Source organism: Exiguobacterium sp. ERU653 (assembly GCF_018617775.1).
In the GTDB taxonomy this organism is placed as follows: domain Bacteria; phylum Bacillota; class Bacilli; order Exiguobacteriales; family Exiguobacteriaceae; genus Exiguobacterium; species Exiguobacterium marinum.
Genome location: NZ_JACSKV010000001.1, coordinates 1,222,252 through 1,248,458, shown reverse-complemented (window position 1 = coordinate 1,248,458; position 26,207 = coordinate 1,222,252). Strand labels below are relative to the sequence as shown.

Genomic DNA, 26,207 nt, shown 5'->3' with positions numbered 1-26,207 from the left:
GGAGGTGGGAGCGATGATTCGAGTGAATCGCCACGGTTATACCGTCTTAGAAGAAAAACGAGACGGCTTCGATGAAGAAGCGTTTATCGCACGATATAGTGACGTGCTTGATAAATACGACTATATAGTAGGTGATTGGGGACATGGTCAATTGCGGTTGAAAGGATTCTATGAACCGAAATCCAAATTGGCGACGTACGAGAACCGGATTGATCACGTGATGGACTACGTATACGAATATTGTAATTTTGGTTGTCCATATTTCGTTTTGAAGAAAGAAACGGAAATCAATGAAGAAGAGAGTGGACCTGTCTTTGGTGGAACGAAGCAAAAACTGAAGTTGAAGCGGAAATTCAACAAGACAGAAGAATCAAATGCGTGAAGTGCTGAGACGTCAGCACTTTTTTTATTACAATTGATTTCCAAATATTTCGTTTAGGTAAAAAGTCGTGACTTCGAGTTTTGAGGTTGGAAAAATGTGATAAATTGTCATTAAGGATAACTACGTAGTTTTGGTTTTTAGAGTGAGGTGATTGGATGCAATATGTACAAACGACCGTCGGGGATCGGGATGACGTCCATAATCGAATTCATAACTTCGGACTCGGGATATTGGCCATGCTCTTCTTTGGTTTCCATATCATGATGACCTTCTATTTTACGGCGGCAGTCATTCTGTTTGAACTCTTTCATGTGTTGATCATCCGTCGCTTTGAATACGGCCATTCGTTCTTACGAAGCCGTGTCTTTAAAGTCGCATCACATCTTGTGTTATCACTCGGGGTGTTGCTATTGATCTTATCCATGTCTCAGTTCTTTTTAGGTAACGTGATGATTCGCTAGTCGGAAAGGGAAATTCCTTTCCCTTTTTTTATGATTTTTTGAAACGTACTTCAACCTTTTCACGTACACTATAGAAAGACTATGAAAAAGGATGGGTTACTATGAGATCTGAATGGAAACAACATGCACGGCAAGCATTGAAAGGGAAATGGTGGTTGATGGCCGGGTTGGCGCTCTTATTCCTCATCATCAATGGGATTCCGCAATGGTTTGCTCCCGAGATGGACGTCAATTCACCAGAACCGTTCACGTCGACGGACCTCACGTTAAGTTTCGTGTCGAATGTCTTGCAAATCTTGATCGCCCCACTTGCCATCGGTTGGTCATGGCTCGCGCTCAACGTATCACGTGGGAACGGAGCCTCTCTCTCGACGATGTTCAAACCGTTTCAGATGCGTTATGTGAAACATGTCATTACATCGTTTGTGATGGGTGTATTCCTCGTGTTATGGACGTTATTGCTCGTCGTACCGGGAATCATCAAAGCATTCTCGTACTCGCTCACACCATACATTTTGCGCGACCAGCCTGAACTGTCGGCACTTGAATCCATCACAGAATCACGTCGTCTCATGGACGGTCACAAGATGGAAGCATTTATGCTCTTCTTGTCCTTCTTCGGCTGGTTCCTCGTCGGGCTCTTGACACTTGGAATCGGGTTCTTCTTCATCGGACCATACTTCTCGACAACGTATGCGACATTTTACGACTCGATTCGTGACAACCATATAACTGGTGCAGACGAGCCGGTGCATGGGACAGAACAAGGATTTTAATCAAACAAACGCCTCGCTCATATTGAGCAAGGCGTTTTAGTTTAGGCGTTGACTTCAGCTTTTTGTAAGTAGGGCTTCAATGATAAATAATGCTCGGCCACGACTTTTCGGATCGTACGTGTCTTCGAGCGCATGACGAGCGATGTCGTTTCAACGATATCATCCGTCAAGAACTTGACGCCATCGAGCAACTCACCCGACGTGACACCTGTTGCAGCAAAGATGCAGTCATCACTCTTGACGAGGTCGTCGAGCGTGAGGAGTTGGAGCGGGTCTTTTAATCCCATCGAAATGACGCGGGCAGACTCTTCTTCATTCATCGGATGAAGACGGGCCTGCATGTCGCCACCGAGTGCCTTGACGGCAGCGGCCGTGATGACGCCTTCCGGGGCACCACCCGTGCTAATGAAGATATCGATCGGGTTCGTTTTGACGGCAGCCGCGATTCCGGCTGATACGTCGCCATCCTCGAACAACTTGACACGTGCCCCGACATTCATGACGGCTTGACGAAGATGTTCGTGGCGATCGCGGTCTTGCATGATCACGGTCACTTCTTCAATGCGTTTGTTGTTATACTTTGCTGCCTTTTCAATGATAGATTCGAGTGGTTCGTCGAGTGAGACTTTCCCTTTCAAATTCGGTCCGACGACGAGCTTATCCATATACATATCTGGTGCGTGGAGGAGGGCACCTTCATCCGCGACAGCGATGACGACCATCGCATCACCGAGTCCTTTCGCAACGATCGATGTCCCTTCGAGTGGGTCGACGGCGATGTCTACTTTGGGACCGAACGTGGTACCGAGTCGTTCTCCGATGTATAGCATCGGTGCTTCATCGAGTTCACCTTCTCCGATGACGACTGTCGCATCCATGTTGACCGTGCCAAGGACCTCTCGCATAGCAGAAGTTGCAGCGTCGTCGGCTTCATTTTTTTGTCCACGACCAATCCATTTCGAAGAAGCGAGTGCTGCCGCTTCTGTTGCCCGTACGATTTCTAATGCTAATTCACGTTCCATAGTGTTGTACCCTCCACGTCATATCTATTTAATGTGTTATACTTTTTAAGGTTTAAATCCGTTGATTAGTGTATCACATTTTTATAAATGATGTAAATAGGACAGATTCTTTTCTCCTGAACGAAAAAAGATTAGTATTAACAGCAGGGGGGATCATCATGTATTTTGTGAATAGAGAGAAGATTAATCAGACACTGGAACAAATCGAGACGATGTTGGCACATACCGATCAATTGAGCGGAGATGCGTTTACGGTGGAGCTCGCGAAACAACGCATGGCCGTACTACTCATGGAAGGGATTATCGACGTAGGGAACTCGATGATTGACGGATTCATCATGAGAGACCCAGGTAGCTATGAAGACATTGTCGAGATTCTACTCGATGAACGCGTACTCGATGAAAAGACGGCACATGCGACAAAAGCACTCGTCGGATTGCGGACTTACTATGTACGTGAGTTTGTCGATGCAGATGCATCGCGGTTCGATGAGTGGCTGAAGACGTCAAAACAAGAATTTACCGCGTTCTCCGAGCAAGTTCGTCGCTACTTAGAAGTCGAACTTGGACCAGTGTCCGCATTTTTACCAGAAAGCGAGTGATTGGATGGAACCGATTAAAGGATATTTGTTTGATTTAGACGGTACGATGTATGCCGGTACGGAACCGATTCAAGCGGCAGTCGATTTCGTGAATGAATTGGAGGCGACAGGCGTTCCGTATTTGTTCGTCACGAATAACGCATCAATGACGCAACAGCAGATCGCCGATAAGTTGATTTCGATGGGAGCGAATGTGAAGGCGGAAAACGTCTTGACGAGTGCGATGGCGACGGCATTTTATATCGAGAAGATGTCTCCTGGGGCAACCGTCTATATGATTGGGGAAGATGGGCTTCGTCTCGCGCTTGAATCTCGTGGGTTTCACGTCACTGATGAACCGAAAGCGGATTATGTGGTCATTGGCCTCGATCGTCATATCACATATGAAAAATTGGCACGAGGAGCAATCGCTATCCGTTCGGGGGCTCGATTCATTTCGACGAACGGTGACATCGCCATTCCGACTGAACGTGGTTTGTTACCTGGGAACGGGTCACTCACGTCTGTTTTAACGGTGACGACAGAAAAAGAACCATTCTTTATCGGGAAGCCGGAACCCGTCATGATTGAGATTGCACTGGACATGATTGGGTTGACGAAAGAGAGTGTCGTGATGGTCGGGGACAACTATCATACGGATATTTTGTTCGGAATTGATGGTGGCATTCGCACGCTTCATGTCAACACAGGTGTACATGGGCCGGCATTTATTCAGGAACAAGAAAAACTCCCAACCTATATGGTCGAGAGTTTAGATGAATGGAAGCACGAAAAAAAGGGATGACGAAAGTCTCCCTTTTTGCTTAGAATACTTGCTCTACTTCGACGATGCCTGGTACTTCTTCGATGAGCGCACGCTCAATACCAGCTTTTAACGTGATTGTTGAAGACGGGCAGCTGCCGCAAGCACCCATCAAACGGAGCTTGACGATGCCTTCTTCGACATCAACGAGTTCGACGTCTCCGCCGTCACGAAGCAAGAACGGACGCAATTTATCGAGCACTTCTTGGACTTGATCAAACATTTCCATGGTATCTACCCCTTTCTCGTTCTACTTTATTCTAGCAAGTTTGAGATTGTTTCTCAATCATTTACGCTGAGCGTTTCCTCATCGGGAGTGGGCAAGATTTTTGTATAATGGTTTCGAGGGGGAATGAAGATGAAAATTACAGTGTATGGGGCAGAAGTTCAATGTGCGAGTTGTGTCGGTGCACCGAGTTCGACCGAGACGTATGAGTGGTTGCAAAGTGCGCTCGGACGCAAGTATCCGGAGCAGTCCTTTTCTTTCGAGTATATTGATTTCGAACAGAGTGAGGACGAGTTTGCGCAGGCGCTCAAAGATGATGAATGGTTCTATCCGCTTGTCTTACTCGACGGGGAAGTGATTGACGAAGGGGTCGTTCAATTACGAAAAGTGTACGCGGCGATAGAAGCGACTCAAAAATAAAATATGACAGATGAGGCGATTTCATGTGTGATGAAATCGTCTTTTTTGTCTACGAAAACACCTTATTTTTGAATGAAGGGAATAACTTCATCTTTTTGTATCCTATTTATTGTAGGAGGCGATGGCGATGTTTCGGAAAAAGAAAGACGTACAGATAAAATTGGATAAAGTGATCGAAATTGATAAAGTCAACATTGATCTTTCACCAGAATTAAATCAACAACGACAGTTGATTCAACTGACATTAGAAGACTTAGCATATTTGAGAAGCTATCGATATGAGATTCAAGAAGTATTGCCTCAACTTGTTCAACTGTTTTATAGTCACTTAGAAGAAATAGAAGAGATGAATCATATCATCAATCAACACTCATCTTCGGACCGACTCAAAGTGACATTAACTACCCATATTGGTGAAATGTTTGAAGGAATCATTGACTCAGCTTACATTGAAAAACGATATCGGATTGCGAAGCGCCATCATATGATTGGCCTTAAAGGGAAATGGTATATGGCGGCCTTCCAAAAAATATTCGATTATATTTTAGAGAAAATCGAAGCGGAATCGTTCGACTCATTTTCAAAAATGAAACTCATCTCAGCGGTGGCAAAGATTTTCAACTTTGAACAGCAAATCGTTCTAGAAATGTTTGATGAAGAAGCAGCTAAAATGAAAAATCAGATTGACTATCGTGAACAAATAAGTAAGGCAGTTCAATCGACCACAGAGGGTCTAGTTTCGATGACACAAGAGATGACGGCTAATTTTAGTTTGATGAACGGTATGGTCGGAGAGATGCGTTCTATGAGCGAAGATGCTAAGGAGACGCTCGGCGACATGCGTGAGTCATCACAGTTTGGGAAAGAGGCGCTAATGAATGAGACGAACCAGTTGACGATTATCTCAGAAGAGCTATCGAACTCCGCTCACCAAATGGGTGAACTCAATCAATTGATGTCTGAAATCTCTTCAATCACTATCGGAGTCAAACGAATCGCAGACCAAACGAATATGCTTAGTTTGAACGCGGCGATCGAGGCTGCACGTGCTGGGGAACAAGGAAAAGGTTTTCAGGTCGTTGCTTCTGAAGTGAGACAACTCGCTAATCAATCAAAAACATCAGCCGAACAAGTTGAACACTTAACAGAGCGTTTAAATCGACGAATTGAAGAAACAACTGAACGTGTGATGATCACAGAGCGAGACATGAGAGATTCGATGAATCGTATGCATCATGTAACGGATCTGTTCGTCAAAATCGCTACAGACTCGACGATGACTGATGGTAAGATGAATCATTTGTTTGATGAGATTCAAGAAGTGACAAATGCTATTCTGGAGTTGCAACACGCAACGAGACAAATTGCGACGTCGTCCGAAGATTTGTTAGTCTCAACAGAGAAGCTTTGAACTGCCCGCTATGGATGAGGAGACGGAGTTTCGATATTAAATGAAAGAGTGGCAGTCCGGCGACTGCCACTCTTCCTGTTTATTTGATGACTTTATGTTTCCAAAGAATGCCGGACTTCAATAGACGGGCAACTTTACCGGTAAGTGATTGTTTCCCCATAAACACCCCAAAGCCAGCCTTCTTCCCGAGGGAGCCGAGCGTCCCTTTCAGTTTGATGTCTGGTAACTCCGGATAGGCAACGCCTTTCCATTTACAGAGAAGGATTTGAACGATTTGTTCTGCCTGGGCTTCCGCGAGTTGTCCGGACGGTGCGTAAGGCAAACTTGCATTGTCACCAACGATGAAGACGTCCGGCAAACCGGGAACGAAGTGGTGTTCCGTCAATTTGACACGCCCGCCCCCATCGAGCTCCCAACCTTGATTACGTACCACAGCGACCGGTTGAATCCCGGCCGTCCATACGGTCAAGTCAGACGGGAACAAGTCTTCATGGTTCCATAAGCCATCGGCATCGACGCGTGTGATATTCGCATTGTTGACGACTTCAACGCCATGTTCTTCAAACCAAGACTGGACATACATCGAGACCCGATTCGATAAGAACGATAGCACTGATGGACCTCGGTCGAACAAACGGACCGTCAAATCGGGTCGGCTCTCACGAAGTTCGCTGGCGAGTTCGACACCGGACAGTCCTGCCCCAACGACAGAGACGACCGAGCCAGGTCGCAAGCCGTTGATTGCTTGTTGCGTTTTACGTGACTCTTCAAGTGTTTGAATGCTATACGTGAACTCCGCTGCCCCTTGAACGTTGTGATACTTGTCCTCACAACCTAATCCGATGACGAGGTCATCATACGGCACTTTTTCTCCACTTGCGAGCAGAACCATTTTGTCTTCGGTATCGATGTCCGTGACTTGTCCGTATATGTAGTCAATTTCTTCTGGAAAGTCGATACGAATATCTCGATCTGAGACCGTTCCTGCGGCTAGCGCATAATACTCTGTTTTCAATCCATGATAAGGTAAGCGGTCGACGAGCGTGACCGAGATGTCTTGTAATTGATGCCCAAGAACTCTTTCGATGACACGCATTCCCCCGTAACCGCCACCTAAGACGACTAATTTGCGCATAATAATCCCCCTTTGTTACTCTTCAACTGTATCATGTTATAATCTGCCGTAGAAGAACCATTTTCCGATAATTCACGTAAAGAAAGACGGTGACATATATGATGAATCCAATCATCGAGTTTTGTGCCTCGAATTTAGCGATGGGCTCACAAGTGGCACGTGCAAAATTGGAATCCGACCCTGATCTTGATGTGGTTGAATACGGCTGCACAGGCTACTGTGGTGTCTGTTCGCTTGATTTATTCTGCCTTGTCGACGGAGAAGTCGTGACTGGTGGGACACCGGACGAGTTGGTATCGAAGGTGTATGAAAAAATAGAAGAGATGGCTTGGTAAAAAGTTTGGGGGAATGGCCTCAAACTTTTTTATTTCACCCGTTGCATTTTAAAAAGAGGGATGGTATATTCTAAGAGGTTCGAATGTAGGTTGTCTGACGTTTAACAACGGTAAAAAGAAAGCGTTTCAAACGGTAGGGCACATCTCTTTTCGGGTATGACACATATAATCGCTTTGTTTAATATGAAAGGAGCACAACATCAATGAAAATCATGAGTGTGGTTGGTATTTTGGCACTAATTGCAATCGCTTACATCTTCTCTACCAACCGTAAAGCCATCAAATGGCGTACTGTCCTTGCTGCATTTGCAGTCCAGTTCACTTTCGCTTTCCTCGTATTGTATTCAGCTTGGGGGCGTGCGGCACTTGCTTGGATCTCTGGAGGAGTTCAAGCGGTATTGAATACAGCAAACGAAGGGATTAGCTTCGTCTTCGGTACAGCTGTAGGGGAAGGGAACTTTGTATTCGCTTTCCAAGTCTTGACAATCATCGTGTTCATGTCATCATTAATCGCATTGCTTTACTACCTTGGCGTCATGCAATGGGTCATCCGTATTCTTGGTACGGCACTTTCGAAAGCACTCGGGACATCACGTAAAGAGTCACTTTCAGCAACGGCGAACATCTTCGTCGGTCAAACGGAAGCACCGCTTGTTATCAAGCCTTATCTTCCAACAATGACACAGTCTGAGCTCTTCGCGGTCATGGTCGGTGGTCTTGCATCGGTTGCCGGATCTGTTCTTGCTGGTTACGCAGCGCTTGGTGTACCGCTTGAGTACTTGCTAGCAGCGAGTTTCATGGCAGCGCCAGCCGGTCTATTGTTTGCTAAAATCATCGTTCCTGAGTCTGAGGAAGCCGATGATGACATCGAAATCGTTGAAGACGAAGAGAATAAAGCAGCAAACTTTGTCGATGCGGCTGCACGAGGGGCATCTGATGGTCTCTTCCTTGCATTGAACGTTGGTGCGATGCTTCTTGCATTCGTCTCATTGATTGCACTCGTTAACTTAATCCTCGGATCAGTTGGTGGTCTTTTCGGATTTGACGGATTGTCATTACAGTTGATTCTTGGTTATGTCTTTGCGCCACTTGCTTTCGTCATCGGTGTACCGTGGGCAGATGCTGTACAATTCGGTAGCTTCCTTGGCCAAAAATTAGTCTTGAACGAATTTGTCGCATTCTCTGAATTTGCACCAATCATCGGTTCAGGTGATTTGTCAGCTCGTACAGAAGCGATGATCGCATTCGCACTTTGTGGTTTCGCAAACATCTCATCACTCGCAATCCTTCTCGGTGGTCTTGGTGGTATGGCACCAAACCGTCGTGGAGATATCGCACGCATGGGTGTTCTCGCGATTCTCGCAGGTACGCTTGCAAACTTGATGTCAGCTACTTTGGCTGGACTTCTTCTCTAATCGGTATAAAAAAAGCGATCACTTCGGTGGTCGCTTTTTAGTATGCAGATGATTGGTGAAGTGTGATGTTCGGCCATTGGGTGCGCCAGTTTTTTTGTTTTAGTCGCTTCAAATAGATCGGATGGTTTGAAGAGTTTGCTTCAAAGAACGGTGTTGGCTTCACTTGTAGACTGAGCAAATCTTGAATCCCATATGGCGCGGCAAGGATGAGCTCGTCATTTGAATCGAGTCTCACCCCAACTGCTGTCACGGTCTCGGGGAAGTGTGCAAGTGCATCGGTCGATGAAGTGTACGGTGGGAGATGGTTCACATGATGCATTCTTGCTTGGTTTTTGACTGACCAAGGTACGCCTGGGTTCAGTTGATACAACGTCCGCTCTAATTTTTTCTCGATGGATTCTTCCGGATGAATCGGGTCGAAATAAATCACATCCACGTCATCCGTCTCTGTCGGTGTATCGTATCCGTGAAGATGGTCCCACACTTTCGCGCGAATATAACCCGCGCAAATCAACCAATCCGGTAGATTGAGGGTGGCGACAGTATGGAGATGCTGCATGAGTTCTGAATCTTGCTGAAAAAAATGAATCAAATTCTGTTCGTCAGTCATCATTGAGTGCCCTCCCTAAATTTCGGTTAAAAAAGCACCTAGGCAAAGCCTAGATGCTCGTATATCGATTATGCTAGAAGTTGGACGCGTTGACGTTCGATCCACGGCTTCAATTTCATGAAAAGAGGGACGAAGAGCGCGCTGATTAAGATCGCTTTAATCAAGTTGAACGGTAAAATCCCGTAAAGGACGAGGTCCGTTTTCACTGCCGGGTCTGCCATGTCTGCCATTCCGAAAAAGAACGCATAGGCGGGCAAGATGACAAGATAGTTTAAAATGGCGAGGCTAAGTGCCATCGTAATTGTTCCGGCGAGTAAGCCAGAAGCGAGTGCTTTGTTCGTCTTACGTTTGTGGTAGAACCAAGCAACTGGGTACATGAAGGCCACACCTGCGAAGAAGTTTGCGACTTCTCCGACTGGTACACCGCCACCGTTAAAGACGTAGTACAAGACGTTTTTCAATCCGACGACCACGACACCTGCGAGTGGGGAAAAGACGATTCCGGCAATGAGTGCGGGAATGTCACTAAAGTCCACTTTGAGGAATGGCGGTAAGAATGGGAGCGGGAAGTTGAATAGCATGAGTACGAACGAAATCGTCCCGAGCATCGCCAACGTCACCATTGTAGTCAGTCGTTTATTGCGCGTAGTTTTCATCAGAATCTCTCCTTTAGGTCGCTCCTCGATGAATGGCACCCGTCGCATATAAAAACCCGATTGCAATGAAGACAATCGGGAGAGTTTACGCGCATACGAAATAGATGTTTTCCGAGGTGGAAGAGTCCACGTCAAAGAAAACATCCGGATATCGGTCGGATGCCGCCATCTTCTCCCATCCAGACTATACTGTCGGCTTTCGAATCTCACGAAATCAGCAAGCAACGCCTTGCTCGCTCACGGGCTGAGAAGAATCAATTCTTCAATACCGCCGGTCGGGAATTTCACCCTGCCCCGAAGATGGAACGATTTAATTTTTTTTGTTACAGTTTAGTTATACAAGAAAATGCACAAAACTACAAGTCAATTGACTTGAAATGAAGATATATGAGGAGGAGTTCAAATGATTCATTTAACAGAGTCAGCCGCACTTCAAGTGCAAGAGATGATGAAACAGGCCGAACGCCCGGAAGCGCAATACTTGCGAGTAAAAGTACAAGGTGGTGGATGTACGGGACTATCTTACGGGATGGGCTTTGACGAGGAAAAAACGGACAAAGATGTTCAATTCGATCATCACGGCGTCCGCGTCATCGTCGCTGAAGCAGACCATGGAGTCGTCGACGGACTCGAGATTGACTACAAGCAGTCGATGCTCGGTGGGGGCTTCACGATTAAAAACCCGAATGCCATCGCAACATGTGGCTGCGGGTCGAGTTTCCGGACGGCGACGAATGCCGGGACACCAGGAGATTGCTAACTAGTTTAGACTATGGAACGCCATAGTCTTTTTTTGTGCGATTCGAGCAGTTACGGAACGGCAGGGAAAGGGAATGTAGGAAAGAGAATCGTATCAAAGGGGGCTAGGGTGATGAGGAAAGTATTGATTTTTGGAGGATCACGCTATTTCGGGAAACGGCTCGCGCTGCGACTTGCTGAAGCGGGGGACGATGTGACGATTGTGACGAGGGGCCAACTGCAAGTACCAGAAGCCGAAGGGATTCGGTCCGTCAAAGGAGATCGTCAATCGGTGGCGACATTGAAAGACTTAGCACGTGAACGGTACGATCTCGTCTACGACAATATTTGTTTTACACCGTATCAGGCGAAGATTGCATCAGATGCGTTCATGGGAAAGGTCGGGAAATACGTACTGACGTCAACGATGTCGGTGTATGCACCGGGGCCTGATTTAAATGAAAGTGATTTTAATCCACTTCATTATGAATATCACTTAGACGCGGAACACGATTATGGACAAGGGAAACGAGAAGCTGAATCGTTTCTCTTCCATCGCGCCTCGTTCCCGGTGGTGACGGTACGCCTACCCATCGTTTTAGGTCCGGATGACTATACGGATCGACTCAAATTTTATGTAGATGCGATCCGAAACGAAGAACCGGTCGTTCTGCATCACCCGGAAGCGAGGATGGGATTCATCTCGAGCGCGGAAGCAGCAGGCTTTTTGGAATGGGTAGGACGTGCAAACGTCACTGGTCCATTCAATGCAGCGAGTGATGGCCTTATTTCCATAGGAGCGTTGATGGAACGAATTGGTCAACACGTCGGAAAACCCGTTCAAATTATAAAAGACGGAGAGTCTTCCCCGTATGATTCGGATGTCGACTATTATATGTCGATTGCCGAAGCGAAGAAGGCGGGCTATGTGTTCACACAACTCGATGATTGGATCGACCGAGTCATTCTCCAGACAATGCGGAAATGAAAAAAATCCTCTGTGGGCATATCCACAGAGGATTTAACATTATTTCCCGGCAAATACAGACGTCGAGTGTTGTGGATGACGAGCGGTCGGGTCCACAAGTTGCTTCACTTGGTTGATGGCAATTGGGGCTTCACCGAAACCGGTCGCGATCAATTTCACTTTTCCTTCGTATGTGGCGATATCACCGCAAGCGAAGATGCCGGCTACGGTCGTCTCCATGCGCGAGTCGACACGGATCGTGTTTTTTTCGAACTCCATTCCCCAGTTCTTGATTGGACCTAGCGATGAAACGAATCCGTAGTTACAAATCAAATCATCGATTTCAACGATTTTTGACTCGCCGTTCTTATCAGTCAATTCGACAGATTCGATGTGCGTATCACCTGACAATGACTCGATGTTGTATGGTGTGAGGACGTTAATCGTCGAAGCTTTCATCTGTTCGACCGTATGCTCGTGGGCGCGGAAGCGATCACGGCGGTGAACGATGTGTACTTCTTTCGCGATGCCTTCGAGCATGAGTGCCCAGTCAACAGCTGAGTCGCCACCACCGGCAATCATGACACGACGGTCACGGAATTTTTCCATATTGTCAACGAAGTAATGAAGGTTGGCGTAATCTTCACAGCCATCGAGACCGAGTGGACGAGCGGAGAAAGCACCGTTTCCGGATGTGATGATGATAGCTTTTGTATGATACTCTTCTTTATTTGTCGTCAAAATGAATGTCCCGTCCTCGAGACGCTCCACCGTTTCAACGGTTTCACCGAGGCGGTAATCTTGTTCGAATTGGTCAGCTTGTGCTTTCAATTGATCGATTAAGTCCTGTGCTTTCACTTTTGGAAAACCAGCAATATCATAAATATATTTTTCAGGATAGAGCGTTGACAATTGTCCCCCGAGTTGCGGTAAGCTTTCAATCAACGTCGTATCGAGTTGGCGCATGCCTGCATAAAATGCGGTGAACAGTCCGATCGGACCACCACCGATGATGATTACATCTTTTGTCGTCTTCATCGAATTCCTCCTCAAAGCGTATACAGTTATTATAGAGAGTTTATTGAATTAAATCCATTCAGTACAAACATGCAACATTTTTAAAAAAAATTCAAGAAGGGGAGCTTTTTCATTGAGAATTCAAATTAAAGAGCGTACAATGAAGCAGAAGCAATTGTGAACAGACGTTGAACAAGAATAGGCTTTATTGTGAACATCTATGTGAAGAAACACACAACATGGTTGTTCGAAAAAACAAAACTTTTAAACAAGGTGGAAATGAACATGAAACGACCTAACATTGTTATTCTTGGTGCAGGATTTGGCGGACTCATTACAGCCGTCAACCTTCAAAAGACACTCGCTGCAGGAGATGCGAACATCACGCTAATCAACAAACATGATTATCACTACCAAACGACTTGGCTTCACGAACCGGCAGCTGGAACGATGAACCCAGACCAAGCGCGCGTCTACATTAATGATATCGTGAACCCATCACGTGTGAAATTTGTCAAAGGAATCGTCGATCGCGTCGATACTGCTGGAAAACAAGTGATGCTTGAAGACGGTTCGGTCGTCGAATATGACTACGTTGTCTTTGGTCTTGGTGGTGTGCCTGAGACATTTGGTATCCCAGGTCTTAAAGAACATGCGATGACTATCAGTTCATTGAACAGTGTTCGTAAAATTAAAGAACATATCGAGTACTCATTCGCTCAATATAAAACAAACGGTTCTTCTGACAATTCGTTCGTCACAATCGTTGTTGGTGGTGCTGGCTTCACAGGAATCGAATTCCTTGGTGAAATCGTCAACCGAATTCCTGAACTCTGCAAGCAATATGACGTACCACGCGAAGCGGTCCGCATTGTCAACATTGAAGCAGCACCGACGGTTCTTCCAGGATTCGACCCTGAACTCACGACATATGCGCAGAAATGGTTGGAGCGTAACGGTGTCGAGATGAAACTCGGTAACGGAATCAAAGGTGTTGAGCCAGGCATCGTCACATTCGGCCCGCTTAAAGGTGAGACGACAGAAACGATTAAGGCTAACACAATCATCTGGACAGGTGGTGTAAGCGGTAGCCCAATCATCGAAAAATCAGGATTTGAAGCAGTCCGTAATCGTGTCATGGTCGAAGCGGATAACCGTGCACCAGGTCACGATAACGTCTTCATCATCGGTGACTGCTCGGCGGTCATGGACCCGGCATCAAACCGTCCATATCCACCGACGGCGCAAATTGCGACACAACAAGCTCACAACGTTGCGAAAAACATCGCGGCACTCATTAATGGCAAATCGACATCGAAGTTCACTTACGAGAGTAAAGGAACAGTTGCTTCGCTCGGACACAACGATGGTATCGGGATCGTGATGGGCAAAAAGATCTTCGGTCGCAACGCGTCATTCATGAAGAAAGTCATCGACAACAAACACTTCATCGAATTGAAAAAATACGGACTCGTCCTCAAAAAAGGGAAGTTCTAATCCTAAATGATGTATGGCTCGTTCTGAAAGTGGAACGAGCCGTTTTCTTTAGAAATCTTCACATGAAGTTCTTTGACCACATGAGTTGAAATTTTGTATAATGAAGAGCGGACAAGGGGGAACAACAGATGCATATAATTCAGGCGGTCATTGGGGCCGTTTTGTATATGACGATTTTTTTCAGTATCGGCTTCATCTTGAATATGTTACTCAAAAAAACATGGACACTTGTGTTCATTTATCCAATTTTCGTCATCATGATGATTGATAATGTCAAACTTTCAAGTTACGTGACCGAGACATCTACCGCGCTTACGAGTGTCTATCAGGGACTCGTCGGGTTGCAACTTCTCGATTTGTTCATGCTTGGCTTTGGATTGCTCGGTGCAATCTTGGCTGGTGTGACGATTCGTTTCTTACGAAAGAGCGGTTATTCAATGTTTTAATTGGCGACAGAAATGTTCGCCTTTTTTGTTTTGTCCCTACTTTTTTAGGGCATGAACCGATATACTAGATAGCGAAACGATTTTTAGTAAGGGATGCGATGCGAATGACATTACCGATGTATACGATCAAAAAAGTGTTGAATAATAGCGTTGTCATTTGTCAACATGATACGGATCCGGAAGTCATTCTGCTCGGGAAGGGGATTGGCTTTGGTAAAAAACCTGGCGATGTCGTCGACCCGGCCAGCGTCCCGGAGAAAGTGTATCAGTTGACGGACAAAGAAGAACAGTCGCAATATCAAGAACTTGTTAAACATGTCGATGAGGACTTTATTGCGTTCATGCAAGAAATTGTCGGATTTATTGAAACGAGCACGGGCAAGAAAGTGGATGAGCATATTCATATCGGCTTGACCGACCACTTATTCTTTACGATGAAGCGAATCGAGCAAGGGATGGAAGTGACGAACCCGTTTTTACTTGAAACGGAATCTCTTTACCCAAATGAGTATGCGCTCGCGGAGCGAATCGTCGATATGTTCCACGAACGATTGAACGTATTATTGCCTGATGCGGAAACTGGATTTATCGCGCTGCATATCCATTCAGCAACGACATTTAAAAACGTCCTGGAAGTCAACCGACACAACCAGATTATTGGACAAATCGTAAAGACGATTGAGAGTCGTTTGAACGTGAAAATGGACCGTTCCTCACTGGATTATAAGCGCTTACTTCGGCACTTAAGGTATGCTGTTGAGCGGGTTGCGACCGGTGAGATGGTCGAAGCCCCACAAAAAATTGAAAAGGTGTTGCGCGACGAATATCCGCTATGCTATAGTACTGCTTGGGAGCTGATGGGCATCATGGAACGCGAATTAAAGCGTCCCGTCCCACGAGGTGAAGCAACATATTTGACGATGCATCTCCAGCGCCTTACAAGTAGATAAATGATACCACGTGTCTTACGTGTTACTGATTCGATCAGGCATGAGTAAGGAGTGGAACGTTATGTGATTTCTCCATTGGGGGAGGTCTACGTTCTATCCTTATTCATGCCTTTTCTATTTTTATAAACGTGATTTATGAAAACGTTTAGATACGTCGGTTGTCTGACATCTACATCGCTATCATTTGTTTATATGTACTTACAAAAAGGAGGAAATGTTGATGTTTAAGCAGATCTTTGGTGTTCTTCAAAAAGTCGGTAAAGCACTTATGCTTCCTGTTGCGATCTTGCCGGCTGCCGGTCTTCTTCTTGCATTCGGTAACGCAATGCAAAACCCGCAACTTACGACACGTGCCGAGTGGTTAACAAACGATGGCATCGTGAAATTCGCTCAATTGATGGAGCAAGCAGGTGGAGTCATCTTCTCGAACTTGGCACTCTTGTTCGCAGTCGGTGTCGCCATCGGTTTAGCAGGTGACGGGGTTGCCGGACTTGCAGCAATCGTTGGATTCTTGATCATGAACAAAGTCATGGGTGTTTGGCTCGAACTCACACCTGAAGTGTTAGCTCAAGGTGACCCATCGTACGCGAACGTACTCGGTATCCCGACACTTCAAACAGGGGTATTCGGAGGAATCATCATGGGTCTCATCGCCGCATGGGCCTATAACAAGTACTTCAATATCGAATTGCCACAATTCCTTGGTTTCTTCGCTGGTAAACGTTTCGTTCCAATCGTAACGGCAGTTGCAGCAGTTGTCGCTGGTTTCGTTATGCTCTTGATCTGGCCACCAGTACAAAACGGATTGAACACATTCTCGAACTTCATGTTAACTGAGAACCGCACATTCGCGGCGTTCATCTTCGGTTTGATCGAACGTTCATTGATTCCGTTCGGTCTTCACCACATCTTCTACTCACCGTTCTGGTTTGAATTCGGTTCATACACGGATGCGGCGGGTAACATCGTACGTGGTGACCAAGCGATCTTCTTCGCACAAATTCGTGACGGTGCTGAATTGACAGCAGGTACGTTCATGACTGGTAAATTCCCGTTCATGATGTTCGGTCTTCCTGCAGCAGCACTCGCAATGTACCATGAAGCACGTCCTGAGCGTAAAGCGGTTGTCGGTGGTCTCTTGGCTTCTGCTGCCCTTACATCGTTCTTGACTGGTATCACAGAACCAATCGAGTTCTCATTCTTGTTCGTAGCACCACTTCTCTTCGCAGTACACGCAGTATTCGCAGGGCTTTCGTTCATGACGATGCACCTCTTGAACGTTAAGATCGGGATGACGTTCTCAGGTGGTTTGATTGACTTCTTGCTCTTCGGTGTTCTTCCAGGTCGTACGGCTTGGTGGCTCGTCATTCCAGTCGGTCTCGTGTTCGCGGTTGTTTACTACTTCGGATTCCGTTTCGTTATCCGTAAGTTCAACCTTAAAACACCTGGTCGTGAAGATGAGGTTGTTGAACAATCAACAGCTACTGGTTCGGAACTTGCACAAGATATCCTTTTAGGTCTTGGTGGCTCACAAAACATCAAGCACCTCGATGCATGCATCACACGTCTTCGTGTCGAAGTAAAAGATAAAGAACAAGTTAACAAAGATGAGTTGAAACGTCTTGGCGCATCTGGTGTCCTTGAAGTGGGTAACAACATTCAAGCAATCTTCGGACCACGTTCGGATGCATTGAAATCAGAGATCCAAGCGGTCATCGCTTCAGGTAACGAAAAGAAAGCTAACTAATGCTTCACCTAGACCAATCCTACGGGGTTGGTCTTTTTCTTTTTTATGAAACGGTTTCATCCAAAGGTCAGAGGGAAAAAGTAAGTATTCTGACAAAGGAGGGAACCATGATGTGGAAGAAAGTATTTGGTGTCTTACAACGAGTCGGGAAAGCACTCATGCTTCCGGTTGCAATCTTACCGGCAGCCGGTCTTCTCTTGGCGTTTGGTACCGCATTCCAAAACCCGGACCTCGTTGAACTACTCCCGTTTCTGGCAAATGATTCACTTGTCCTGATTTGGCAAGTCATGACAGATGCCGGGGACATCGTCTTTGCGAACTTAGGGTTACTGTTTGCCGTCGGGGTCGCAATCGGTCTTGCGAACGGGGACGGGGTTGCTGGCCTAGCAGCGATTGTCGGTTATCTGATTATGAACAAGGTTATTAGCACGTGGAACGGTATTACCGCGGAAATCGCCCAAGGCGACCCGCAGTACGCGTCTGTTCTCGGTATCCCGACACTCCAAATGGGGGTATTCGGGGGTATTATCGCCGGTCTTGTCGCAGCCTACGCGTACAACAAATATTTCAACATCAAGTTGCCGGATTTTTTAGGGTTCTTTGCTGGGAAGCGGTTCGTTCCGATTGCGACAGCCGCATTCAGTTTGATTATCGGGATTGCGCTTGCGTATATATGGCCACCGATTGGGAATGCGATTAACAACTTCTCAAGCACGGTTATCGAGGCAAACGTTGCCTTATCAGCATTCATCTTTGGGTTAGTAGAACGTTCCTTGATTCCGTTCGGTCTTCACCACATCTGGTATTCTCCGTTTTGGTTCCAATTTGGAGAATATACGAATCAGGCCGGCGATCTCGTACAAGGGGACCAACGGATCTTCTTCGCGCAACTGCGCGACGGGGTCGAGTTCACAGCCGGTACATACATGACCGGGAAGTTTCCGTTCATGATGTTCGGCCTACCTGCTGCCTGTCTCGCCATGTTCCATACGGTTCCGAAAGAACGTCGGAAAGACGTAGAAGGACTCTACTTCTCAGCTGCCCTCACGTCATTCTTGACAGGAATCACAGAACCGGTCGAGTTCTCATTCGTCTTCGTCGCACCACTTCTCTTCGGAATTCACGCTGTCTTTGCAGGACTTTCCTTTATGACGATGCATCTACTGAACGTCAAAATTGGGATGACCTTCTCGGGCGGACTCATTGACTATCTTCTCTTTGGTGTCTTGCCGAATCGGACGGCCTGGTGGCTCGTCATTCCGGTCGGTCTCGTCTTTGCGGTCATCTATTACTTCGGATTCCGTTTCGCCATTACGAAGTTTGACCTGAAAATCCCTGGACGTGACGTTCAGACCGGCGCGAAAGGGGACAAAGCAGGCATTGGGGATGACTTGCCGTATGAAGTACTCGTCGGACTCGGAGGACCTGAAAATATCAAACACTTGGATGCTTGTATCACACGACTTCGGGTCACCGTAAACGACGTGAAACAAGTCGACAAAGACCTCCTGAAAACTCTCGGTGCTGCCGGTGTGCTTGAGGTAGGAGATAACATTCAAGCCATCTTTGGACCGAAGTCGGATACGCTCAAATCACAAATCGCAATCATCATCGAAGGTGGCGAATATAAACCGAAAGAGAAAGTAGAAAAAGCGGTCATCACGCCGGAAGCGGCCGAACAGGCAGACCATCGCTTCTTAGCTCCGATGTCGGGTGTGTTGCTCTCACTCGATGATGTGCCGGACCAAGTCTTCTCCGGTCGCATGATGGGAGAAGGGTTTGCGATTGAACCAAGCTCAGGACAGGTCGTTTCGCCGGTGACAGGTCAAATCACGACATTCTTCCCGACGAAACATGCGATTGGCATCTTGGCTGACGATGGGCGTGAACTATTGATTCATGTCGGTCTCGATACGGTCAATCTGAAAGGGGAAGGATTCACTGCGAAAGTGGAAGAAGGTGCACGAGTTGAAGCGGGAGACGTGCTTCTCGAAGTCGATCTTGGTGCGATTCGAGATAAAGTGCCGTCACTCATCACACCGATCATTTGGACGAACGGAGACGGTAAAGTCGTAATGGTTCCGTTCGGTGAAACCGTCGTCGCTGGTGAAGCGCTCGATTTTAGAGCCGACGACAAAGGACCAGAATAACGCATCATTCGAGCCACTCCAGAGAGAAATGGAGTGGCTTTTTTGAGTAGTTACCTCAATGTGCCTTATTCCAGAGAATGAGAGTCTCCATTATAGTAAAGGAGAATTCTCACGAAAGAAGGGGTACAGATGGAGCAAGCGATTCAACTTAATCACGGACAAAAAGCGATTCCGGCCATTGGGCTCGGCGTATTCAAAGTAGAAGATGGAGGCGCAGTCATCGATGCAGTCGTCGAGGCGATTCGCCAAGGATACCGACATATCGATACGGCAGCCGTTTACGAGAACGAAGAAGGTGTCGGAATCGGAATTCGGAAAGGGATGGAAATCGCAAATATTTCCCGGGATGAGTTGTTCATCACATCGAAACTATGGAACGCCGATCAGGGTTATGATTCTGCCATCGCCGCGTATGAAGCTTCACTCGAACGTCTTGGATTAGAAAGACTTGATTTATATTTGATTCACTGGCCAGTCGAAGACAAAATGATCGAGAGCTGGCGTGCCCTTGAGACATTATATCGAGAGGGACGTGTCGGAGCAGTCGGAGTGAGTAACTTCCAGATTCACCACCTCGAGACACTTGTGGCGAACAGTGATCTCGTTCCAGCTGTGAACCAAGTCGAGCGGCATCCGTTGCTTCGTCAATCCGAATTGGCAACGTACATGAATGAACATGGAATCGTACCGGTCGCTTGGGCGCCGCTTATGCAAGGTGGATTGTTCGAAGAGCCGACTTTACTGGAAGTCGCGAAAGAAGTGGAGCGTTCTGTCGCTCAAGTGATTTTACGCTGGCATCTACAGACGGGATGGGTCATCATTCCGAAATCGATTAAACCGCATCGAATCGAAGAAAACTTCAGCTTGTATGACTTTGAGCTGAGCGAAGAGCAAATGAATCGTATCGATACGCTCGATCGACATAAGCGTGTCGGTCCGGACCCGGACGATTTCGATTTCTAAATAAGTATGCAAAAAAGTCCTTCTCTCGCGCTTGAGAGAAGGACTTTTGACGTTATTTTTTGATGTCAAACTTTTCGCTAAGGAAGTTCACGACTTCTTCAGCTGTGTCCATATTGAGGACTTCGTTGACGATTGATTCTGTTTCTGTCTTCGTCAAGCGCTTCACGAGGCTACGTGCACGAAGGACGCTTGAAGCTGACATTGAGAATTCATCGAGTCCAAGACCGAGAAGGATTGGAATCGCGAGTTCTTCTCCAGCCATCTCGCCACACATTCCGACCCATTTGCCGGCTTTATGTGCTTCCGTGATGACGTTGTGGAGGAGGTTCAAGATGGCAGGGTTGAACGGTTGGTACAAGTAAGAAACTTTTTCGTTCATGCGGTCAGCCGCCATCGTGTATTGAATCAAGTCGTTCGTACCGACTGAGAAGAAGTCGACTTCTTTTGCGAATTGCTTCGCCATGACAGCCGTCGATGGGATCTCGACCATCATTCCTGTTTCATATTGACCGACTTCGATTCCTTCTTCTTTCAACTTCGCTTCTTCTTCAAGGAGAAGGGCTTTCGCTGCGCGGAACTCTTCGAGTGTCGCAATCATCGGGAACATGATGGCGAGGTTACCGTGAGCCGATGCGCGGAGAAGGGCGCGAAGTTGCGTCCGGAACAAGTCTGTTTCCTCAAGGCAAAGGCGAATCGCACGATAGCCGAGGAATGGGTTCATCTCTTTTGGTAGGTCAAGGTATGACAACTCTTTATCTCCACCGATGTCGAGTGTACGGATGACGACCTGCTTGCCTTCCATCCCTTCAATAACCGTTTTATATGCCGTGTATTGTTCTTCTTCTGTCGGGAACGTTTCAGAGTCCATATATAAGAACTCGGTACGGTAAAGCCCGATTGCGTCCGAACCGTTTTTCAAGACGCCCTCTAAGTCGTTCGGTGTCCCGATGTTCGCTGCAAGCTTCACTTTATGGCCGTCCGCTGTAATAGACTCTTCGTTGACGAGTTGCTTCAACTCTTCTTTGTAAGCCTCGAAGTCAGCACGTTTGCCTTCATACTCTTTGACGAGGTCTTCTGAAGGGTTGACGAACACGTCACCTTCCGTCCCGTCGATGATGACGAGGTCACCATTTTTGATTTCTTCAAGAGCCACTTTCGTCCCAACGACTGCTGGAATTTCGAGTGAACGTGACATGATGGCAGAGTGAGATGTGCGTCCACCGATGTTTGTCGCAAATCCTCTGACGTACTTACGGTTAAGTTGTGCCGTATCTGAAGGCGTCAAGTCTTCGGCGATGATGATGACTTCCTCTGAAATCGAAGCAGGTGTCACGAATGTCACCCCAAGAATATGAGCCATGACACGTTTTGTCACGTCACGAACGTCAGCTGCACGTTCGCGCATGTACTCGTTATCCATCGATTCGAAAATCATGATCATCGTTTGTGCGACTTCGTCAAGCGCTTTCGCAGCGTTCATGTTTTCGCTTTCAATTTTCTCGTTCACTTGCGATACGATTTCTGGGTCCTCAACAATTAAAAGGTGAGCTGAGAAAATCTCGGCTTTGTCTGGACCAAGTTCACGAAGCGTATGTTCGCGGATTTGTTCAAGCTCAGTTTTAGACTGTGCGATTGCATCTTGGAAACGTGCCTTTTCAGCAGTGACATCTTCAATCTTGTGTGATGGGATATCGAATGAAGGTGTCTCCATGACGAATGCTTTTGCAACTGCAATCCCTGCAGATGCACCAATACCTTTAATGTGTGACATAAGCGTAGTCCCTCTTTTCAAAGAAATAGTGTACTTTCCTGTCTCGTTACTTCATACCCGAAAAGAAAAAAGAACTAACGAGAACATAGAAAGTTAAAGTAGCAACGGTCTACGACTAGGGGAAGCCTCGACCAGTCAAATTGGCCTCACTTCAGGATGAAGAGAAGCCCGATTGCGTACTTTCTTATCCTATCATAAAATAAAACAACGTCACAACGAGGAGATAGCCCATGAATTCGAAGATTTCTTGACTCTTGCGCATACTATTTCATTATTTTGGAGAAGTTCGTTATGCTTACCATATATTATAGAAGGGAAGTGGCAACATGTATCAAATTGCCCAATTAAATTGGACAGATTCATATGAGACGATGGTCGTCGGAATCGGCGCGGCTGATTCAATCGATAAAGGACTCGACACATTGTTCGGAGGACGCGTCAAAGCGCTCATTCAGTCAGGAGACCTGTCAACAAAAACGGGAGAAGTGACATTGCTGCCGACATTCGCTGGCGAAACGGCACGAGTCTTGTTTGTCGGACTTGGTCAGCGGAACGACATGACAACAGAGAACGTTCGGAACTGGTTTGGGAAAGTGGCGAAAGTCATAAAGGGTCGTGGGTTTAAAAACGTTGCGGTAGCACTCGAAACGTTTACAGATGGTGCGACACGTATGTTCACAGAAGCGTATGAGATGGCGACGTATGAACATCCTACATACAAATCTGAGCCGAAACAAGCGGTTGAAGAGCCGACGATCACACTCCTTGGTGACGTGGATCAAAAGGACATCGATGCCGGTGTCGCCTATGGAAAAGGGGTCAACGTTGCACGCGAGTTAACGATGATGCCAGCCAATATTTTGACAGCGGAGACACTGGCGGATTACGCGATCGAGTTAGCGAAACGACATGATTTCAAATACCGCATCCTTGAAAAAGAAGAGGTGGAATCCCTCGGCATGGGCGCATTGCTCGCAGTTAACCAAGGTTCGACGATTCCACCGAAATTGATTGTAATCGAGTATCGCGGTGCGGATGAAGAAGCTCCGATCGCCGTTGTCGGGAAGGGTGTCACGTTTGATACGGGCGGCTATTCAATCAAGCCGAAGGATGGCATCGTCGGGATGAAGGGGGACATGGGTGGTGCAGCTACCGTCCTCGGATTATTCGAGACCCTTGGATTGACGCGACCAAAACGTAACGTGATCGGAATTATCGGTGCGACGGACAACATGATTTCAGGTGATGCGTTCAAACCGGATGATGTGATTACAGCGATGAACGGAAAGACGATCGAAGTATTGAACACCGATGCAGAAGGACGTCTCGTCTTAGCGGATGCTGTCACATTTGCCAAAACGTACGAACCGACGGCCATCATCGATGTGGCTACGTTGACAGGCGGTGTCCTTGTCGCACTCGGTACGGACGTGACGGGATGTCTGACGAACGATGATACGCTCTATCGTTCACTTGAAACGGCGAGTCACGAAACGAATGAGCTTGTATGGCAAATGCCATATTTTGATGTCTTTATCGACAAGGTGAGAAAATCGGAAGTTGCCGATTTGAACAACTCACCAGGTCGTTTCGGACATATGATTTTTGGTGGCGCGTTTGTCGGTGAGTTTGTCGGAGATACACCGTGGCTACATCTCGATATTGCGGGAACGAGCGAACGTGCGGCAGCGAATGACCTCGGTCCGAAGGGGCCGACTGGTGTCATGGTTCGGACACTCGCACGGATGATTGAATCGTGGGAGCGGTAAGAGCAGGTATATTAATCGGTTTGGCGATTCTGTGTGGCTTTTGCTACACGGTCTGGCCGAACCGTATTTGGTTAGGGAGCACAATGTTTCTCGCCGTATTTGGCGTGTTGATGATGTTACAGGAGGTACGACATGGTAGGAGTAGGGATTGATGGTGCACGTGGCGGCTGGGTACGGATCACATACGACAGCATCTCACTTTGTTTAACGATTTCGGAAACGATAGAGGAACTACTGATCGACGGTGCCATGCATTTTGTAGATATGCCGAAAGATCTAGGGACGGTCGACCATCCAAGTCGCGAATGCGATGCGTGGATGCGGAGCCGACTCAGTCAACGAAAGTCGTCCGTCTTCACCCCGCCGATTCAAGAGGTGTTGCATGAAGCGACGTATGAGGAAGCAAACGAAAGAAGTCGGGCGTTGGTTGGTAAAGGGATTAGTAAACAAGCTTGGCATCTCGTTCCGCGTATCCGTGAGTTTCAACGCGTGGAAGCAGAGAACGTCTACGAGTCGCATCCGGAAGTCTGTTTTTCGGTCATGTTGGGACAAGAGGCGTCACATCGGAAAAAGACGAGCGAGGGTCAGGAAGAGAGAATCGAGTTGCTTCGGAAGTATTCCAAAAGCTCTCCTTGGAAATGGAAGATGTCGAACGTGCAAGTGGATGATATTATCGATGCCTGCATTCTAGCAGTAGCGGCGTACGAAGCCGGGACAAGCGGTCTTTTGCTACATCCAAGTAAAACACATGAGCCCAATGTGGCTGTACCTCAAATGAAAAAAGAGCGATGAAATCAACATTTCATCGCTCTTTTGCTGTCGTCGTAGGCGGTCCAACGATGAACCGCCACATATAATGAAACACTTTGGCGTTGTATAGCGCCTTTAAGAGAACGGCAAGCACGGGTCCGACGATGAAACCTAATACACCGAATAGCTTCAAACCGACAAAAATTGAGATGAGTGCGGCCAGTGGGTTCAAGCCAATATGGGAGCCGACAATCTTCGGTTCAGCCAAGTTGCGTTGGACGATAACGACGATATACAACACAATCAACCCGATTGAAACAAACCAGTCCCCTGACACAGCGGCATAGGCTGCCCATGGAATAAGCAACGTCCCGACCCCTAAATATGGTAACAGGTCAAAGAACCCTGCAAGTAGAGCGAAGGAAAGGGGGTTGTCGATACGAAGGATGAACATGCCGACAAGTACGATTCCGAACGTGATAGAAATAAGAGTGAATTGAGCTCGTACATAGCCAAAAAGGGCGGATTTAAGATTGATCATCACTTCCTCAAATTCTTTAAAACCTTTACGTTTATTCAAACGATTAAGTGAATCGATATATGATGGCCAATCTTTTGTGATGAAGAACCAAGCGAGAACAATGACGACAACGAGTAGTAAGACGAGCGGGAGGGCAGCTAACATGCTCTGTAGGACACTTGCGACTCCTCGTGAGAGAACGCCGATCGCAGCAGCGAGTTGGACGCCGAGTTCCGTGATTCCACCTTCTAAAGATGTCGTCTGCCCGGGGTTTAGCTGTTGATAGCTCTCGTACGCATCATTGACGAGCGGCGCTATTTTCTCATTGAATACCCGTTGGATGAATTCGGTGAACGTCTCGATTTGTTCAGGGAGTCTCTCTGCAGCAATTGTTGCGTAGTGAATCAATTGAATGATAACAATGGTAATGATACCGACGACGATGCTGAGCACGATGACTAAGGAAATGAGTGTACCGAGTGCGCGTGGCATATTTGTTTTTCGTTCAAAAAAATTGACGAGCGGGACGGTCATCAAGGATAAGAGAAGGGCAAATACGAAAGGATACGTATATTCAAAAAGTATGTTCAATACCCAGGTGAACATAAATAAACCAATCACAACGAGTACGAATCGAAGCAATTGCCAAAGTCTTGCCGATGACATATA

The 26,207-nt window shown here is 46.9% G+C and carries 26 protein-coding genes, 1 pseudogene and 1 riboswitch; of the genes and pseudogenes, 19 read left to right on the top strand and 8 right to left on the bottom strand.

The features are described 5' to 3' along the window. Window positions 1-13: 13 nt before the first annotated feature. The 3 genes from KNO95_RS06420 to KNO95_RS06410 all read left to right on the top strand — a co-directional run bounded on the left by KNO95_RS06420 (window position 14) and on the right by KNO95_RS06410 (window position 1,619). Window positions 14-382 carry a YutD family protein gene (locus tag KNO95_RS06420; RefSeq protein WP_026825496.1) on the top strand — a complete coding sequence of 123 codons (369 nt, stop codon included), beginning with the start codon at window positions 14-16 and terminating at the stop codon, window positions 380-382. 155 nt (window positions 383-537) lie between these two features. Beyond that, window positions 538-843 (top strand): hypothetical protein, encoded by a 306-nt coding sequence (locus KNO95_RS06415; protein ID WP_214878501.1) that lies wholly within the window; start codon window positions 538-540, stop codon window positions 841-843. Window positions 844-944: 101 nt separating this feature from the next. Then, the gene (locus KNO95_RS06410; RefSeq protein WP_214878499.1) at window positions 945-1,619 is read left to right on the top strand and encodes a DUF975 family protein; all 675 of its coding nucleotides are present in this window, start codon (window positions 945-947) and stop codon (window positions 1,617-1,619) included. 41 nt (window positions 1,620-1,660) lie between these two features. Here the strand turns inward: KNO95_RS06410 and glpX are convergent, their stop codons facing one another. Further along, window positions 1,661-2,641 carry a class II fructose-bisphosphatase gene (glpX, locus tag KNO95_RS06405; RefSeq protein ID WP_026825499.1) on the bottom strand — a complete coding sequence of 327 codons (981 nt, stop codon included), beginning with the start codon at window positions 2,639-2,641 and terminating at the stop codon, window positions 1,661-1,663. Between the two features lie 158 nt (window positions 2,642-2,799). On the opposite strand from glpX, the gene KNO95_RS06400 reads away from it, so the two are divergent. Then, complete coding sequence (locus tag KNO95_RS06400; RefSeq protein ID WP_026825500.1) at window positions 2,800-3,243, top strand: DUF86 domain-containing protein; 444 nt, start codon at window positions 2,800-2,802, stop codon at window positions 3,241-3,243. Between the two features lie 4 nt (window positions 3,244-3,247). Continuing rightward, window positions 3,248-4,027, top strand: coding sequence for a TIGR01457 family HAD-type hydrolase (locus KNO95_RS06395; protein WP_214703456.1), 780 nt, complete (start codon window positions 3,248-3,250; stop codon window positions 4,025-4,027). A gap of 19 nt (window positions 4,028-4,046) precedes the next feature. Here KNO95_RS06395 and KNO95_RS06390 read toward each other — a convergent pair whose 3' ends face one another. After that, window positions 4,047-4,274 carry a NifU family protein gene (locus tag KNO95_RS06390; protein WP_012726833.1) on the bottom strand — a complete coding sequence of 76 codons (228 nt, stop codon included), beginning with the start codon at window positions 4,272-4,274 and terminating at the stop codon, window positions 4,047-4,049. A gap of 129 nt (window positions 4,275-4,403) precedes the next feature. Here KNO95_RS06390 and KNO95_RS06385 point away from each other — a divergent pair, with 129 nt between their 5' ends. Together KNO95_RS06385 and KNO95_RS06380 are read left to right on the top strand one after the other, a co-directional pair. Continuing rightward, on the top strand, window positions 4,404-4,691 hold the full coding sequence (locus KNO95_RS06385) for a YuzD family protein (RefSeq protein ID WP_214699329.1): 288 nt from the start codon (window positions 4,404-4,406) through the stop codon (window positions 4,689-4,691). Window positions 4,692-4,818: 127 nt separating this feature from the next. Next, window positions 4,819-6,102 (top strand): globin-coupled sensor protein, encoded by a 1,284-nt coding sequence (locus KNO95_RS06380; protein ID WP_214703457.1) that lies wholly within the window; start codon window positions 4,819-4,821, stop codon window positions 6,100-6,102. Window positions 6,103-6,181: 79 nt separating this feature from the next. Here the strand turns inward: KNO95_RS06380 and KNO95_RS06375 are convergent, their stop codons facing one another. Then, window positions 6,182-7,237: an NAD(P)/FAD-dependent oxidoreductase gene (locus KNO95_RS06375; RefSeq protein ID WP_214699325.1), complete on the bottom strand. Its 1,056-nt coding sequence runs from the start codon at window positions 7,235-7,237 to the stop codon at window positions 6,182-6,184. Window positions 7,238-7,338: 101 nt separating this feature from the next. Here KNO95_RS06375 and KNO95_RS06370 point away from each other — a divergent pair, with 101 nt between their 5' ends. Together KNO95_RS06370 and KNO95_RS06365 are read left to right on the top strand one after the other, a co-directional pair. Further along, window positions 7,339-7,572 (top strand): YuzB family protein, encoded by a 234-nt coding sequence (locus KNO95_RS06370; RefSeq protein ID WP_483297374.1) that lies wholly within the window; start codon window positions 7,339-7,341, stop codon window positions 7,570-7,572. A gap of 203 nt (window positions 7,573-7,775) precedes the next feature. After that, complete coding sequence (locus KNO95_RS06365; protein ID WP_214703458.1) at window positions 7,776-8,987, top strand: NupC/NupG family nucleoside CNT transporter; 1,212 nt, start codon at window positions 7,776-7,778, stop codon at window positions 8,985-8,987. A 37-nt stretch (window positions 8,988-9,024) separates the two neighbouring features. Here the strand turns inward: KNO95_RS06365 and KNO95_RS06360 are convergent, their stop codons facing one another. Both KNO95_RS06360 and KNO95_RS06355 read right to left on the bottom strand, forming a co-directional pair. After that, window positions 9,025-9,600, bottom strand: a complete 576-nt coding sequence (locus KNO95_RS06360) for a nucleotidyltransferase family protein (RefSeq protein WP_251125093.1) — start codon at window positions 9,598-9,600, stop codon at window positions 9,025-9,027. A gap of 65 nt (window positions 9,601-9,665) precedes the next feature. Continuing rightward, window positions 9,666-10,253, bottom strand: coding sequence for an ECF transporter S component (locus tag KNO95_RS06355; protein WP_214703459.1), 588 nt, complete (start codon window positions 10,251-10,253; stop codon window positions 9,666-9,668). 163 nt (window positions 10,254-10,416) lie between these two features. Next, window positions 10,417-10,559, bottom strand: a riboswitch (FMN riboswitch). A gap of 97 nt (window positions 10,560-10,656) precedes the next feature. On the opposite strand from KNO95_RS06355, the gene KNO95_RS06350 reads away from it, so the two are divergent. Beyond that, window positions 10,657-11,013: a HesB/IscA family protein gene (locus KNO95_RS06350; protein WP_026825509.1), complete on the top strand. Its 357-nt coding sequence runs from the start codon at window positions 10,657-10,659 to the stop codon at window positions 11,011-11,013. Between the two features lie 111 nt (window positions 11,014-11,124). Continuing rightward, the gene (locus KNO95_RS06345) at window positions 11,125-11,979 is read left to right on the top strand and encodes a Rossmann-fold NAD(P)-binding domain-containing protein (RefSeq protein ID WP_214878497.1); all 855 of its coding nucleotides are present in this window, start codon (window positions 11,125-11,127) and stop codon (window positions 11,977-11,979) included. Window positions 11,980-12,018: 39 nt separating this feature from the next. Here KNO95_RS06345 and KNO95_RS06340 read toward each other — a convergent pair whose 3' ends face one another. Then, window positions 12,019-12,996, bottom strand: coding sequence for an NAD(P)/FAD-dependent oxidoreductase (locus KNO95_RS06340; protein ID WP_214878495.1), 978 nt, complete (start codon window positions 12,994-12,996; stop codon window positions 12,019-12,021). A gap of 264 nt (window positions 12,997-13,260) precedes the next feature. On the opposite strand from KNO95_RS06340, the gene KNO95_RS06335 reads away from it, so the two are divergent. The 6 genes and pseudogenes from KNO95_RS06335 (at window position 13,261) to KNO95_RS06310 (ending at window position 20,728) form a co-directional block, all read left to right on the top strand. Next, window positions 13,261-14,472 (top strand): NAD(P)/FAD-dependent oxidoreductase, encoded by a 1,212-nt coding sequence (locus KNO95_RS06335; protein WP_214699311.1) that lies wholly within the window; start codon window positions 13,261-13,263, stop codon window positions 14,470-14,472. Window positions 14,473-14,600: 128 nt separating this feature from the next. Next, window positions 14,601-14,918 (top strand): YuiB family protein, encoded by a 318-nt coding sequence (locus KNO95_RS06330; protein ID WP_026825513.1) that lies wholly within the window; start codon window positions 14,601-14,603, stop codon window positions 14,916-14,918. A 104-nt stretch (window positions 14,919-15,022) separates the two neighbouring features. Beyond that, window positions 15,023-15,868, top strand: coding sequence for a glucose PTS transporter transcription antiterminator GlcT (glcT, locus tag KNO95_RS06325; RefSeq protein ID WP_026825514.1), 846 nt, complete (start codon window positions 15,023-15,025; stop codon window positions 15,866-15,868). 220 nt (window positions 15,869-16,088) lie between these two features. Then, window positions 16,089-17,588: pseudogene (gene ptsG, locus KNO95_RS06320) on the top strand (glucose-specific PTS transporter subunit IIBC); the annotation flags it as partial. A 137-nt stretch (window positions 17,589-17,725) separates the two neighbouring features. Continuing rightward, window positions 17,726-19,765 carry a glucose-specific PTS transporter subunit IIBC gene (ptsG, locus tag KNO95_RS06315; RefSeq protein WP_214878493.1) on the top strand — a complete coding sequence of 680 codons (2,040 nt, stop codon included), beginning with the start codon at window positions 17,726-17,728 and terminating at the stop codon, window positions 19,763-19,765. A 129-nt stretch (window positions 19,766-19,894) separates the two neighbouring features. Further along, window positions 19,895-20,728, top strand: coding sequence for an aldo/keto reductase (locus KNO95_RS06310; protein ID WP_214703462.1), 834 nt, complete (start codon window positions 19,895-19,897; stop codon window positions 20,726-20,728). A 52-nt stretch (window positions 20,729-20,780) separates the two neighbouring features. Here the strand turns inward: KNO95_RS06310 and ptsP are convergent, their stop codons facing one another. Next, window positions 20,781-22,499 carry a phosphoenolpyruvate--protein phosphotransferase gene (ptsP, locus tag KNO95_RS06305; protein WP_214703463.1) on the bottom strand — a complete coding sequence of 573 codons (1,719 nt, stop codon included), beginning with the start codon at window positions 22,497-22,499 and terminating at the stop codon, window positions 20,781-20,783. 326 nt (window positions 22,500-22,825) lie between these two features. Between ptsP and KNO95_RS06300 the strand changes: the two genes are divergently transcribed. Together KNO95_RS06300 and KNO95_RS06295 are read left to right on the top strand one after the other, a co-directional pair. Next, on the top strand, window positions 22,826-24,268 hold the full coding sequence (locus tag KNO95_RS06300) for a leucyl aminopeptidase (RefSeq protein WP_214878492.1): 1,443 nt from the start codon (window positions 22,826-22,828) through the stop codon (window positions 24,266-24,268). A 132-nt stretch (window positions 24,269-24,400) separates the two neighbouring features. Beyond that, the gene (locus KNO95_RS06295) at window positions 24,401-25,060 is read left to right on the top strand and encodes a DUF429 domain-containing protein (RefSeq protein ID WP_214878491.1); all 660 of its coding nucleotides are present in this window, start codon (window positions 24,401-24,403) and stop codon (window positions 25,058-25,060) included. Window positions 25,061-25,070: 10 nt separating this feature from the next. On the opposite strand, the gene ytvI is transcribed toward KNO95_RS06295, so the two are convergent. Continuing rightward, complete coding sequence (gene ytvI, locus KNO95_RS06290; protein ID WP_026825520.1) at window positions 25,071-26,204, bottom strand: sporulation integral membrane protein YtvI; 1,134 nt, start codon at window positions 26,202-26,204, stop codon at window positions 25,071-25,073. Window positions 26,205-26,207 lie beyond the last annotated feature (3 nt).